Below are 14,986 nucleotides of genomic sequence, written 5' to 3' on the forward strand. Positions count from 1 at the left end.
TGCCGCGGGCGGCACTGCTCGCCCCGTTGACGGTCAAAATGCTGCAGCGCGCCCCTGACCCGCCGCGCAAGCACCGACATCACCGCTGAACCCTCGAAAACGCCCGCCGAAAGCAAATTCAAAAACAAGTGTGAGATATCCGGGCTAGCCGTTCCAAATTTGGCAATCAAAGCTTCTTCCACCGAGCGAGCCTCCGCCTTCGACATAGATGATAGGCCTGGAATCGCGGAGACTGAAATTCCTTTATTGCTCATGTGTTGGGCGCTTCGCACCTCAACCGTTTGTGTAGTTATTCCGACATATTGCGGCTGCTTTTGGCTATTCAACGAATGATATACGTCGTAATTTCCAGGAGCAATATCTACTGCCTCGGGGCCGGCTTTGAAAGCGTTCTTGATACTGTTGGCAATTGCAGGGACTTTGTCGACCTTGTAATTTCCAGGAGCGATATTTACCGCCTCGGGGCCGGCTTTGAGAGCATTTTTGATACTGTTGGCGATTGCGGGGACTTTGTCGGCGCCCCATAGTGAGAATCACTGCAGGCCAATGAATCACAAACGATCGTCAATCCGAAAGCCGCGTTAACCTGACTTCCCCACCGCGAGCTAAGTGGACGTCTCGGTTGGTTGCATATGAGGATTGTAGTAAGATGCCACAGCTATTGCAATCTTAACGATGCGAGAGATACCTGATTCGACGCTGTTCGAAGCGACATGAAACTGCTCTTCAGACCCTGGACTAATTTCAAATTTTGCATAATGAAATGAGCCCGTCAGATAATAGTCTTGGGCGTTAACATATATATCGCCTGATTTAGGATATATGCTGCTCACATAAAAGTTCATTCTTCCATTGTATTTCAATTTTATGTCAATATGTGCCGTCATTGAGCCGTAAATTATGGCTGGGAACTTGAATTCAATACTTTTTTGCCCTCTAGAGCTTTCTATTACTACGCTGTCAAATGCGGTGCCATCAAAAAAGTCACGTTTTATGTTCCGGAGACACTGATCTATCGCCGGGAACTTCTGGTCAAATGATCCAACGACTGGTCGTTGGTAATCTATACTCTCGCGCCACCGTGAAGCGGTTTCAACGATGCAGTTGTATTTAAGGTTGTGTTCAGCTGTAACTGGCTGCCCTGTGATACACGAAAGGCGCTCCGCGTCTAAAATTTCAAGTATCGATTGACGCGACATCGGTACAAATTCGATGAATGGCAGGTCGAGTATATTGGTGCGGGTGGGATAATTAAGGCCCTCGAAACTACCTCGATGATTGTCGAAATCAGCCAACATGGCTTTGGTCCGAACAAGGACGATTTCACTTTCTGGTTGCATGTTAGAAAAGTAGCGCATTGGTGTCTCCTGCCTCAAGTCACGGGATTTGCGATGCTGCGTATGCAAGTCCCCACCCAATTGTTGCAAGCACCCCCATAAAAGTAGCCGTTTTCGCATTCCGTTCAAATTCCTTGGAGGGCCCGTAATCGCTATTCAGTCCCTCGGAAGCCGTAGAGTCAGCTCTTGAAGCTTGATTCATGGACGATACTTCAGCCTCACGACCCTTTTTATTCACGTTTGTGAGTGAATAGTACACAATACCTGGGACTGTGCCTACATAAGTTCTGACAGTTTTCAACTGACCGTCGGTGCCTGTAATCGTGCCCTGAATCTTTCCGCCTCCAAAGTACTTCGAAAGAAAGTCAGTGGAAGCGAACGTTAAGCTTACGTGATGCTGGCGCGCAACCTGCGACCAGGCCCTCTGCTGTGCAAGGTCACGATCCTTCAATGGCCCGTCGTGAACGTGTGTCACTGGCTTGTAGTCTAAAGTAGAAAGTGCAGCTGGACCTGTAACCAAGCTCCCATCAGGCCGATGCGGATCTTTTGAATCGATGCCAAATGCGCTTCTAAATATCTCACCTAACGTCCTTTCGGGAGTGTATCCAGCTCGTACAGTTGGACCATCGTTGGCACCCAATAATGAATGAACTGCAATGCCGTTTGTTCCGTTGTAATCGAAGTCAAGATGGCCATTCGGATCGCTCTTATTAATTGGGTCGCCTTCGGCATAAGAATACCTGTTCGTACCAACTCCATCCTTAATCGGATCCCAGTCATCTGGTGATATAAACCTACCAGTATAAGGATTCATATAGCGGGCGTGGAGGTAGATAAGATTTGCGTCTTTGTCGAAACGCTCGCCGATATATTTCTTCGCGAGTATGCCGACTGCTGTTGGCGCAGCTCCAGTAGTCGAGTCGAACGGCTGGCCATAGGCCTGATAGACGATGGGGTCTCGTTGGTTTGTCCCACTGGTCAGTATGCGTACCGAAGCCTGATGATCACGGTGAAGGAACCACTGAGTAGTGCCGTCGACTTCGACATCCATATGTGGATAGCGCGTGTATTTCCACGTGCTGGTGCCAGGAGGAAGATCCATCTCGGCCTCCGCATCTGGATACAGTGTGATCTCATTAGTGGTCGAGACTCGCTTTGAGAGTTCTCCATCCGGCCCGTAAAAATATTTGGTTGAGACCGTCTGTCCGCTCTTTGTGACCGTCAACAGCCGGTTGGCGTCGTCCCAGGTATAGGTCGCCGTGCCGTCGGTGAGCGTGTTGCCATTGGCATCATACGTCACCGCCACCCCATTCAGCTTGGAGATCGCATGCGGCGGCTTGTTGGAGTTGCCGTAGACCATGGTGACATTGCTGGCCGTCGCCGAGGTGATATGTGTCCGCTGCGTCAGATTGCCGGCGGTGTCGTAGGTGAAGTCTTCCTTCAGCGGCCCCACATACTGTCCGGAATAGGCAGAGGTCAGCCGGTCGGACCCATCATAGGTATAGGTCCAGCTGTTGAAGTTCAGCCCACCACCATCGATGGCCGTGATGCGGCCGATATTGTCGCGGGTATAGGTGTTGTTGATCAGGTTCGTGCCGCTCGACTGCTTGGTGACCAAGGTCTTCAGCCAGCGGCGGTTGAGGTCATAGGTGAAGTTGGTCGTCACGCCGTTGGCATATTGGATCGAGGTGGTCTGGCCATCGAGCTCGTAGGTGATCGACGGGATATAGCCGCCCGGGATTTTCGTCAGCTGGCCCTTTTTGTTATATTGCCAGGGGCTTGTCGAGGTGCCGACCTGCAGATCGGCAGTGCTCGACGTGGCGCCGAAATATTCCTTGTAGATCGGCAGTTTCGACGCGCGGTCATAGGTGGTGGTCGTCGTGCTGACGACGGGCGTGCTGGCCCCGGCATTGATGGTCGAGACCTTCTTCCGCAGCTGCCCATTGTCATTGTAGTAGAAGCGCTGCTCGGCATAGTTCGCGTCGCTGGTCGCCAGGCCATTGGTCGCCAGTGTCAACTGCCCCTTGCAGTCCGTTGTGGTGTTTTGCGGCACTTCCAGGCAGTCATAGGTATTGACCGCGATATAGGTCGGCGAACTGCTGTTGCCGGTGTACTTCTTCGTCACCCGATCCATGCCGTCATATTTGATCGTCGTGACGATATTGCGGGCATCGGTCTGGGTGCTCAGGCGATTGGCGGCGTCATAGGTGTATGTCCAGTGCCCCATATCGGGGTCTGTGGCATCGGTGCGATTGCCGGCCAGGTCGTAGGCGTAAGCCCAGCGCAGGCTGGGAGTGCTGATGCCGAGCGGATCGGCCACGCCGACCAGCCGTCGAAGATTGTCGTAGGAGGCTGCATAGACGATGTTGAAACTGTCGCTTGCGGCCGGCCCCTTGCGCCGGAGCAAGATCACGTCGCCATCGCTCGACGTCGTCGTCTCGGTCTTTGCGCCGATCTCATCGGTCACGGTGACGATGCCAAGTGGCAGGTTGCTGGAACCGCTCGATGATGTGGCCGTCTGCAGACTGTAATTCGTTGTCTTGGATGTTGTATCCGGATTGGTCGCCGTGATGACGCGATCGCCCCAGTCATAGGCGAAGGTATTGAATTTCGGTGTTTCGGTCCCATGCGGCAGGGACTGTTTGGCGATATTGCCATGCACATCGTAGACCACGTCGACATTGGCGTCCGGCGAAGACGTGTCACCAGCAGTCAGCGTCGAATACACCCGCCCGAAGCCATCGATGAACTTGACGGTTCTGGTCAGCGTGCCATCGGGCAGGGGAGACTGGATGACGACCCGCGGCGGCGTTCCCGACGGGCCGCTGGCGATGGCGTCCACATTGCTTTCATCGCTGTAGTCTGTCGTCGTATAGGCATTCGTCGCGAGGTTTTCGACCCGCTCCTCGCGGCAGAACTCGTCATAGCTGTGGCGCGTGGTGATGCCGTTCGGATCGGTCTCGTCGCCGGCGTCCTCGCAGGTCAGGTTGTTGCTGTAGGTGGAGGTCAGCGTTGTGTTGCTGTCGACCAAAAGGTCCATTTGCGTCGGGCGCAGCAATTGCGCGTCGGTATAGGAGAAGATCGTCCGCTTGAGCACGTCCGAGCCACTCTTCACCGTCTCGACGGTCTTGTTGCCCAGGCTGTCATAGGCGTAGGTGATTGTCGAAGAGGCGTTCGTATTCGCGTTCTGGTAGACCCGCTGCTGCGCCAGGTTCGCATTGCTTGGCGAAACGTTCGGCGTGGCCGTAATATCCGCATTGCCGTACCAGAAATCGGTCTGGGCAATGGCCGCCGTATTGTCGCCCATTGCACCGCTCGGCGACGTGCCGGACGGGCCGGCAAATGTATATTGCCGATAGGGCAGCGAGACGATGTAGCTGGCATTGTTGTAGATGAACCACTTGTCGATCCGCTTGCCGTCGCCGGCAATGTCGGTATCACCAGACGTGCCGAAGGGGCTCGCCAGAGCGTCGGACGGGCTTCTCCCCGGCGTCACCAGGCCAAAATCCCGATCGTGCAGGATATTGCCGTAGACGTCATAATCGCGAGTGGTCTTCAGCGTCTGGACGCTGCCGTCCTCGCGCAGATAGGTGTGGGTGGCGATATTGAAGGCGCTGTAGGGCAGTTGCACGGCCTGGACGCTCCAGGCGTCGTCCACCATCTTATGCCAATTATCGTTCTCGTCGTAGAACACCTGCAATTCCGGCAGGCCGAAGCTGGCAAGGTCCTGGCGATATGTTGTGACGATATGCGAACCCTTGGCCTGGTTTGCCAAAGCAGGCAGATATTTGGTCGAGGTGCTGAAGCCGAGGAATTTGCGCGCGACTTGGTCGTAGAGTCCGCCGGAGTAGCTGTAGGTCGTTGTGGCGACATTGCCGCGCCGGTCGTCGCTTGTCTCCTTGGTCACCGTTTGCACGACGAAGGGCAGATAGGTGTTGGAGAAGGTGGTCGACGGCGTGAATTCAAAGGTCGTCTTTGCGCCGGTTTCGACGACGACGCGTGTCAGAAGATTCGTCGAATTATTGGGTCCGACTTCAGCATTGGGCAGCGTGACCGCGCTGGAGCCGAGCACGGCGGTGTAGGACGTCGCATTTCCAGCGTCGCGCATATCGCTTTGATATTGCAGCTGACCCGTCGAAGTCCACGTGCTTGGGGTCGCGATCCCGTAATTGGCGGGATCGATCACCGTGCCGCCCTTCTTGAGCTGGTCGCGATAGGCATAGTCGGTGAGGCCATCGCCGTTGAAATCGCCTAAGACGATGTCACGGGCCGAAAGCGTCAGGACGTTCTGCAGGCTGTAGCTTCCGGGTGCAGCGTCCGTCGTCATCGTCAGCGTTCCATCCGAAGTCACCCTCAGCTGCTTGACCTTGAACGTCTTCTGGGAGTTGTCGTATGCCTTGAGGTCGTAGTAATCAGTGTTGGTCCCGGCCGGATTCTGGCCGATCGCGATCGGATTGCTGAAGATGATTTCGGCTTTTCCATCACCGTCGAGATCGCGAATGGCAAGCGTCATCGGCTGGATCTTATAGGCCCTGCCGGTATTCAGCGTCGTCGTCAAAACCTTGGTCAGATTGCCGTTGTCGTAGCGGCCCTGGCTCAAATAGGCGGTCAGCGTCACCGTATAGGCGCAGGGTGCCGGCTGCAGATCGGGGCAGGTACTATTGTGGTCGTCATAGATGTCGTGTGATACGACCACCATGACCAGATCGTCGAGACCATCTCCGTTCAGGTCGCCGAACTCGCAATACGAGTACATCGTCTCCGATTCGCCCGAAGGCCCTCCCGGGCAGATAACACCGACGGCCAGCATTGCGATCTCATTGGACGTCGCGCCGGGCAGAAGTCGCTTGACTTCGATGCCGCTGTTGCGCGCGAACACCTGTTCATCCCGGCCGTCGTCATAGAAATTCGCCGTTCCGAGGCTGCCCGCCTGACCGCTGTCATTGGTGGTTGTCAGATTGTCGCGACCATTGCCGTCGAAATCGGCAACCTGTGTCACCAGATAGTCTTCGCCGCATTGGTTATGCAGGGCATCGCTTGCTGGGATATCCGTCGCGCAGGTTTGCGGCGTTATGGTGAAGGTGCTATCGGTATTCCTGCGGAACGTTGCAGCTACATCGACAGTTGCGCTGCCAAGCGGGTGCCGGAACAGCAATTGCGTTTTGTTGATGTTGTCAGCAAAATGTCCGAGGCTGAACTCGGGCAAACTGTGCTCCTTGCCGCTGATATACTGATATGAAGCGGAACAATTGATCGCGCTCATATCGGTGAACCGCGCACTGGGATTGGCGCCGGGGGTCAAACTCAGCAAATCGTAGCAGTCTTGCCTGCTCGCATCCTGGAAGTCCCGCGTCGCCACGATTTCGGTGATTCCGTCGGAGTCGACATCGGCGGGGAGCAGCTTGCCCCAGACGCTGGAGCCGTTCAAAGCAAAGGGAGTGGTGGCCGAGGAGAAGAAGCTGTAGTCCGCATAGGTGAAACTTGTGTCCCTCGGACCCAGGCCCGAATGCGTGACCGTGCCATTCGCCGCCTGCGTGCCGTAGTCGACGGTGCCGTCGCTGTTGACGATGGCATTGGTGCCGTAATGGCGCATCTTGATCAGGCGCGAAGCGCCGCTGCCGGGCGCGACTTCGTAAACAAACTTGTAGGCGCCGACAACGGCGGTCGGCCCGCTGATCTTGATGGCGGCAAGGCGCTTGTTGATCGGCGTCAGATTTTGACCATTGGCCTCGACCAGGTCGTCAGCACGATCTTCGAAGATGAAGCGGATGGTGAAGATGTCGTTGCTGTTGCCATTGTTTCGATAGCTGATGGTCTTGGGGTAGCAAAACGGCAGGGATGGGCAGTTATAGTCGTAGACGATCTTGTTGCCGTTGGTGTCGGTGATCGATGCGACCAGGTAGCGGGCGGCCGTGGCCAGAAGTGTGTTCGGAGCTCCGGTGACGAAGGCACTCGCCGGCTGCAGCACCATTGTGGTGCCTTCACGACTGGTGATCGTCCACGAGGTCGGATTCTGCAGATCCGTGCCGTTGGCGACGATTTTCAGGAAGTTTTCGGTCTCGGAGACATAATTGCCGCCAGCGGTGCAGGATGCATTTGTGCTCGGCGCCTTGGTGCAGCGGACGAGCTCCTCGCCGTTCAGCTGAAACACGTCATTGCTGTCGAAATTCGGAATCGTGCCCAGATGGCGGGCCCGCTCGATGACGTCAAAACCCTTGAAACCCCATTGATAGCCGAGCCATCCCTGGTAAAGGCCGTTGACCTTGGTCTTTCGCGTCGATGAATAATTGATCGACAGCTTGGGTTCGAGCCCACGAAAGTCAGGGACATCGATATCGTAGCTATAATCGAGGGTTCCGGTCGAACTGATATCGGGAACCTTGATGGTCGTGCCTTTTTCCGACTGCTTGGACGGCTGGTCGCCCGGGTCGCTCGCGAAAGACAGCGTCGGAAGCGCAAAAGCAAGCGCCAGCGCCAAGACACAGCGAATAGTACGGAAAGCCATCTCAGTCCCCTCGAACCTGTTTCGTGCCCCACGACACAGAATTAGGGTTTGGTTAACACGGCATTTCCATAAAAATCAAGTGAAGTTTATTGTTACTCGCAGTGCAGTTGCGTTGTTATTAAGTGTAAATTAAGTATTATTAAGATTTAATATACCTAAGTATACTGAGCTATACATAAACTTTCGTTGAAGAATTCTGGATGGAACTTTTTTATGGGGATTGTTGTGTCCATGGCAGAGTGGTTCTTGCCATTCTGTCCTATGTTATTGTGCGGTGCCGGAGGTGTCCGGGCTGGTGGACCCGTCGATCGCCGGATTCTGGGTCGTGTCGCTCGACGTATCGTCGACGCCTGTCGATGTGTCCCCCACCGGAGTCGACGTGTTGTCGACGGAGGTCGTGTTGTCCGTGCTTTCCGGGGGCGGGCTGTCTTCCAGGACATCGATAGCAGTCACGTCTATCGTGCCGTCCGTATAGGTTGCCCTCACCAATTGTCCGGGCGACAGGCCGTCGAGGACAACGCTTTCCGTCAGGTTCAGAACGGCACCACTATCCAATGTCAGGCGATGGTTGTCTGTGTCGATCGAGACCAGGTGGCCGTCGACGGTTGCGCAAAAGGCCGACGCAGGAGCTGAGAGCAAACCAATAATCATAAGGTGTTTAAACATGATAAAGCTCCACTTTATCTCGCGTCATATCGAGCTCGGAATAGTCTGACAAGGGCAATCTAAAGTATGTTAGAGATGCGTCATGTAATGGTGCTAAAGTTGTCATTCATCGATTACCCAATGTATGCTATGTAAATTCACAACCTGAAAGCGTTTGGACATTTTTAGACAGCTCGGATTTCAGAACAATAGTTGGCAGATCTGAAACCATGAGTTCGCTGCCCACTACGATGCTCGCGACATTTTTTGTGTTCCAAGAGATAGCCAGCATTTGCAACGCATAGTTAAGTATACCGTTTCACGCAGAGGCAGTCAGCACGAGATAATCTGATGCACCTTTCTGGATTGGCTGGTTCTCGTCATGCGAACTCCGGTGTGCGGCAATTTGACGCATGATTTCCCGCTATTCGTCTCAACTCAAGCTATGTTCTGGCGAGGAAGCTGCTCAGGGCTGCTTGTCGACAACCGGCATCACGAAATCAGCATAGAGAACGGTAAGCCGTTGAGAAGCGGTCCCACCGCAGCAGGGCAGGTGGGGTTGGGCGTCACAACGCGCCCATCCGACAGAAGCGTATAGGCGCGGTCCCCTCGACTTTCCGGCAAATAGACGACCGTCCCTGCCCAAAACGTCTCTGGAATCTCTCCGTCCCTCAGAGCATGGAACAACAGCCTAGTGACGATCACGACCATCGTGCGTTCCTGATGACTGCGCGCAAAAGCCAGAACATGCTCCGCCCGCGGACCGGACACGGAGAGCGGCACGTAGTCACCTTCGGCAAACAGCTCCGGCAATCTCTGTCGCTGCCGCAGCAGGGCTGCGATGAGGCTGAGCTTCAGGCTGCCGTCACGCAATGCGCCGCGGCTGTTCGACAAGTTTTGCAGAAGCGGCACGTTCAAGAGCGCGCCAATGTCGAGCGGGCGTCGATTGTCCGGATCGACAAGGCTGAAATCGGCCAGTTCGGATCCGTTATAGATGTCGGGAATGCCCGGGCAGGTCAGCTTCAGCACGGTCTGGCTCAGCGAATTATAGAGGCCAGCATCGACGAAGGGTTTTAGCACATTGCAGAAATCTTCAAGGAAGCCGCCAGCTTTGCCATCCAGCATCGCCGCGGCGTAATCCTTGACGGCCCGCTCGTGTTCGAGGTCCGGGCCGTTCCAGTTGCTGTCGAGTTTCGCCTCGCGCAATACCTTTTCGAGATAGGCCGTAAAGCGCCCCTTGAGGTCGGCGGCGGTCGCTTGGTTGTGCGGATCGAAGTCCACCGGCAGGACGCCTGCAAGAGCCTGGAAAATCAGCCATTCGGCATGAGCATCGGGCACGGGACCGGACGCCAGACGGGTTGAAAATGGACGCAACATCTGCCTCCAGCGTTCGATAGCCGCGAGCCAGGTGTCAGGCGCTTCCGACAGCGCATAGAGCCGCGCTCTCGCATCTTCGCCGCGCTTGGTGTCGTGGGTCGAGGTCGCGGACAATGCGTATCGGGCGACCGTCTGGCGGTGGCGCATTTTCCGATGAAAATTGTCCGGTGAAAGGCCTTTTGCCAGCGGATCGCCACCGACTTCGTTGAGGGCGATGAAGCTGTTGTAGCGATAGAAAAACGTGTCTTCGAGCGATTTCGCCAGCAGCGGACCCGTCAGATGCTGCATCCGGGTGCGGGCGCGCAGCGCCCGGTGCAGATGTTGCGACGACACCTTTTCCTCAAGCACCGCCTGGACGAAGGCGAGGGCAGGCCGGAGGTCGTGCGTGGTCTGTGAAGTCAGCCTATCGAACACATCCCGCAGCACCCCGGCGCTTTCCTGCGGCAGGTTGCGCGGCGATCCGTAGGTCCGGTAGACGGGAAGCGCGATCAGCACCTCGCGCACGGCCGCATTGAGCGCCTCTCTCCCGATCGCCGCATTTTCACTTTCGGCGAGCGCATGGAACAGGCGCTGCAGTGCCTCCACTTCGCCGCGGAAATTGACGTCGACCATCAATTCCTTGGCGCGCCTGAGGCCCGCATGCGCATCGGCGTCGTTCGGGTTCATCGCCGCCCAGGCATGCTTCAATGTCTCGACCTCAGGCGACACGAACACGTTCGACAGTGCCTCGATGAACTCGTAGCCCGTGGTTCCCTGGACAGGCCAGGAGTGCGGCAAGTCCTCATTGCCTTCGAGAATCTTTTCGACGACGATGTAGATATCCGGGCCGACGGCGGCGCGCAGCCGTTTCAGATAGGCCTCGGGGTCGGCGAGGCCATCGATATGGTCGATGCGCAGGCCATCCACGCGTCCCTGGCGGACGAGATCAAGCACCGTCGCGTGGACAGCGTCGAAAACATGGGTCCCTTCGACCCGAACGCCGACAAGCCCGGTGATCTCGAAGAACCGCCGATAGCTCAGCCCGTTCGCCGCCTCCTGCCACGGCACGAGCTCCCAGGCCTGCTGCCGGAGGACCGACATGATTGTTTCCCGATTTCCGCTGGTCGCTGCGCGTGCAGCCTCCTGCGAGGCGGGCAGCAGTGGATATTTCGTGCCGTTATAGTCGAAGGCAATGAGGCCATTCTCTTCCTCAAGCTTGCCGGCGCCGTTCGCGATTTCTTCCTGAAGCGGACCAGTCAGGATCGGCAAGGTCAGCTTGCGATCCCAGTCCACGTCGAAATAGCTGGCAAAGCGGCTCAGTCGGCCGTGCTGCAGCACGTCATGCCACCACGGATTCTCCACCGATGCAGCCAGGTGATTGGGGACGATGTCCAGTATCAGTCCGAGGCCATGCTCCCTGAGCCTGTCCGAAAGCCGGATCAGGCCATCCATCCCGCCCAGCGACGGATCCACGAGATTGGGATCGGCGATGTCATAGCCATGCGTCGAACCGTTGGTGGCGGCGAAGATCGGCGATGCGTAGAGGTGGCTGATGCCCAGGCGGGTAAGGTGGGGAATGAGTTCGGCAGCCTTGTCGAAGGTCATGCCGTTGCGAAACTGGAGGCGGTAGGTCGCGGTGGGAAGTCTCATGCGGGCGATCCCAAGAGCATAGCAATGCATTTGCGCCAGCGGCAGTCGCTCCGCCGGCGCGGCAGGCATTCATGCCTCAGGGTCGCCCGTCCGAAAGGTTGCGTCCGTTGATCGACGCCGGAATCGAGATCTGCTCATGCGTCGTCGGCGGCAGCGGCACGTTGACCTCCTGCGGCACGGCGACATGGACTTCATCGCCGAATTCCGCCGACGGCTTGTCGTTCTCGACATTGTGGACGCACGGCTTGGAAGGCTCCGGATGCGTCAATGTTTCAAGGGTCATGTCAGTTGATCTCCTGATGAGGGCAAGCCCCTCTGCAACGGTCGAAACGCCCCTATGTTCCCAAATTAATCGCCTTGCGAGGAACCTCACGTCGCCGAAACGCGTTCTTGACGGGTCTGCAAGCGAGATCCCAGAATGCTCAAATCCAAAGTTTTTGAAATTCTTCCTGGCGATGGACGCCGTCTCGGCGCTCAGGTTACGGAAGAAGGCGTCAATTTCGCGATTTTTTCCGCCTGCGCCGAGGGCGTCGAACTTTGTCTTTTCGATGAAGACGGCAAGACGGAAATTGCCCGACTGCCTCTGCCTGAAAACACCGACGAGATCTGGCACGGCTTCGTGCCGGACCTGAAGCCGGGCGCCCTCTATGGATATCGTGTTCACGGCCCCTACGATCCGGCGAATGGCCATCGCTTCAACGCCAACAAGCTGCTCATTGATCCCTATGCCAGGGAATTGGTGGGTGAGTTGAAACAGTCCAACGCCCATTTCGGCTATGACGTGCTGTCGCCTGAAAAGGACTTGTCTTTCGACGAACAGGACAATGCCAGCTTCATGCCCAAATGTCGGGTTGTCGGCCCGAAGCCTCAGGCGAGGGGGCCATCCCATATGGACATACCCTGGGCGTCGACGATCATCTACGAAACGCATGTCAAGGGTTTCACGCAACTCAATCCGGCGATACCCGAAAACCTGCGCGGCACCTATGAGGGCATGGGCCATGACAGGACGGTCGAATATATCAAATCGCTCGGCATCACCTCCGTCGAGCTGATGCCCGTCCATGCCTTCTTCGACGATTTCCACCTGCTCGACAAAGGGCTGCGGAATTACTGGGGCTACAACACGCTGGGCTTCTTCGCGCCCGCCGCCCGCTACTACGGCCCGGCCGGCCTGGACGGTTTTCGCAAGATGGTGCGGTCTTTCCATGATGCCGGGATCGAGGTGATCCTCGACGTTGTCTACAATCACACCGCCGAAGGCAACGAGCTCGGCCCGACATTGTCTTTCAAGGGGATCGACAATTTCTCTTATTATCGGACCATAGGGGATGAGCACCGCTACTATGTCAACGACACTGGCACCGGCAACACGCTGAACACCTCCCATCCACGCGTGCTGCAGCTGGTGATGGATTCGTTGCGCTACTGGCACGACGAGATGGAAGTCGACGGGTTCCGCTTCGACCTCGGGACCATTCTTGGCCGTGAACCTGGCGGCTTCGACCCGCGTGGCGGCTTTTTCGACGCGATCGCCCAGGATCCCGCTCTTGCCAAGGCCAAGCTGATCGGCGAGCCCTGGGATATCGGCCCCGGCGGCTACCAGGTCGGCAGTTTCCCTCCCGGCTGGGCGGAGTGGAACGACAAATATCGCGACTCCGTGCGCGAATACTGGAAGGGCGATCCCAACACTGCGCAGGATTTTGCCTCCCGCATTCTCGGCTCCGGCGACCTCTACGACCAGCGCGGCCGCCGGCCTTGGTCGAGCGTCAATTTCGTCACCGCCCATGACGGCTTCACGTTGCGGGATCTCGTCTCCTACGACGGCAAGCACAACGACGCCAATGGCGAAGACAACAATGACGGCCACAATGACAATCGCAGCCACAATTACGGCTGGGAAGGGCCAGCGGACAACGAGGACATCAACCGTATCCGGGCGCGCCAGCAGCGCAATTTCCTTGCGACACTCTTGTTCTCGCACGGCACGCCGATGATGCTTGCAGGCGACGAACTCGGCCACAGCCAGAACGGCAACAACAATGCCTATTGCCAGGACAACGAGACGACCTGGCTCGACTGGTCGACGGTGGACAAGGAGGCGGAAGCACTGCGCGACTTCACGAGGCGGCTGATCGTATTGCGCAAGAAACAGCCGCTCCTGCATCGCGTCACCTGGCGCGACGGCATGCTGGTCAACTGGTTCGCAGCCGACGGCGGCGAGCAATCGCCCGAGCATTGGACCGAGGAAACCACGCTCTGCCTGCACCTGTCCCGCGACGATCTGGCCGGTGAGCCCGGCATCTGGACGGAATTGCTGCTGATCTTCAACCCGACGCCTGACGATGTGATGTTCACGGTGCCCGATTACGGCGACAAACCCTGGAAGCTTCGCCTGACCACGATCGACATAGCGATTACCGAGGAACGGATGGAGCCGAACGAGCAGTTCCTAATGGCGGGCAGGGGGCTTGCGCTGTTGAGCCGGTAGGCTTGCTCTTCTATCGCATACGTTGTGCCTGGCCCCTCATCCGGCTGCCGCCACCTTCTCCCCGTAGTGACGGGGAGAAGGGAGATATGGCTCCGCTTTGCCCCACCTCTAACACGGTAAAGGCTTGCTCTACTCGTCTTACCGCAACGGCAGCTGGACGCGAGGCCGGTGCGCCCATCCCCTTCTCTCCGTTTTACGGGGAGAAGGTGGCGGCAGCCGGATGAGGGGCGTGGCACAATGTCTGCGTGTTTTCAAGAAAAGCGAATGACGCCGACCTTCCCCCTCACAAACGTTCAAGACCCACCCTCCATTCTCCCATAAACTCGCATCCGTTCCGACAATGCGAGTTGACCATGACCCCCGACCAGGCCGCAGCCTTCTTCACCTTTTCGCTGGTGGCAGCAATCACGCCCGGGCCGAGCAATGTGATGATCACGGCCACGAGTTCGCTTGCCGGCATCCGGCGCGGTTTTCCCTGCGCGCTGGGTGCTGCGACCGGCATGGCGGCATTGCTCTTCTGCTCCCAGCTCGGCCTCGGCCGCCTGCTCATTGGCTTTCCCGTCATCATGGGCGCGATGAAATGGGCGGGGGCGGCCCTGTTGCTCTGGCTCTCCTGGAAGATCGCCACCTCAGGCGCGATGAACGGCGGCAAGGAGGSCAAGGTGGTCGGTTTCTGGGGTGCTGCCGGCTTCCAGTGGCTGAACCCCAAGGGATGGCTGGTGGCCGTCAGTGCCGCGAGCGTCTACGGCGTCACCGGCGACGGCAATCCCGCTCTTGCGGCGCTGCTCTTCGCCGCGATTTTCTTTGTCGCCGCCTTTCCGAGCTGCCTTGTCTGGCTTTTCCTCGGCGCGATGATCAGCCGCCTGCTGCGCGACGAAAGAAGCGCGCGCGTCTTCAACATTGCGATGGGCCTGCTGCTTGCCGTCTCGGTGGTGATCATCGTCGCCTAGACAGCCTATGGTCTTAACCGGAGGTGGAGAATCGGTCGCAGGAAACCACTTG

The 14,986-nt window shown here is 57.2% G+C and carries 8 protein-coding genes; 2 read left to right on the plus strand and 6 right to left on the minus strand.

What is annotated here, in order from left to right:
- The 6 genes from AC1DYF_RS22240 to AC1DYF_RS22265 all read right to left on the minus strand — a co-directional run.
- A partial coding sequence (locus AC1DYF_RS22240) for a hypothetical protein (RefSeq protein ID WP_477878950.1) occupies positions 1-182 on the minus strand: 182 nt, incomplete at its 3' end.
- Between the two features lie 423 nt (positions 183-605).
- Positions 606-1,358, minus strand: a complete 753-nt coding sequence (locus AC1DYF_RS22245; protein ID WP_477878951.1) for a hypothetical protein — start codon at positions 1,356-1,358, stop codon at positions 606-608.
- Between the two features lie 19 nt (positions 1,359-1,377).
- Positions 1,378-7,842, minus strand: a complete 6,465-nt coding sequence (locus AC1DYF_RS22250) for an RHS repeat-associated core domain-containing protein (RefSeq protein WP_477878952.1) — start codon at positions 7,840-7,842, stop codon at positions 1,378-1,380.
- A 264-nt stretch (positions 7,843-8,106) separates the two neighbouring features.
- A complete protein-coding gene (locus AC1DYF_RS22255) occupies positions 8,107-8,508 on the minus strand; it encodes a hypothetical protein (RefSeq protein ID WP_477878953.1) in 402 nt (133 codons plus the stop codon).
- A gap of 471 nt (positions 8,509-8,979) precedes the next feature.
- Positions 8,980-11,493: a malto-oligosyltrehalose synthase gene (gene treY, locus AC1DYF_RS22260; protein WP_477878954.1), complete on the minus strand. Its 2,514-nt coding sequence runs from the start codon at positions 11,491-11,493 to the stop codon at positions 8,980-8,982.
- 76 nt (positions 11,494-11,569) lie between these two features.
- Positions 11,570-11,776: a hypothetical protein gene (locus tag AC1DYF_RS22265; RefSeq protein ID WP_477878955.1), complete on the minus strand. Its 207-nt coding sequence runs from the start codon at positions 11,774-11,776 to the stop codon at positions 11,570-11,572.
- Between the two features lie 135 nt (positions 11,777-11,911).
- On the opposite strand from AC1DYF_RS22265, the gene glgX reads away from it, so the two are divergent.
- A complete protein-coding gene (gene glgX, locus AC1DYF_RS22270) occupies positions 11,912-13,984 on the plus strand; it encodes a glycogen debranching protein GlgX (protein ID WP_477878956.1) in 2,073 nt (690 codons plus the stop codon).
- 353 nt (positions 13,985-14,337) lie between these two features.
- Positions 14,338-14,934 carry a LysE family translocator gene (locus tag AC1DYF_RS22275; protein WP_477878957.1) on the plus strand — a complete coding sequence of 199 codons (597 nt, stop codon included), beginning with the start codon at positions 14,338-14,340 and terminating at the stop codon, positions 14,932-14,934.
- The last annotated feature ends 52 nt before the right edge of the window (positions 14,935-14,986 follow it).

The sequence above is a fragment of the Rhizobium sp. P2_G9 genome, assembly GCF_056403475.1.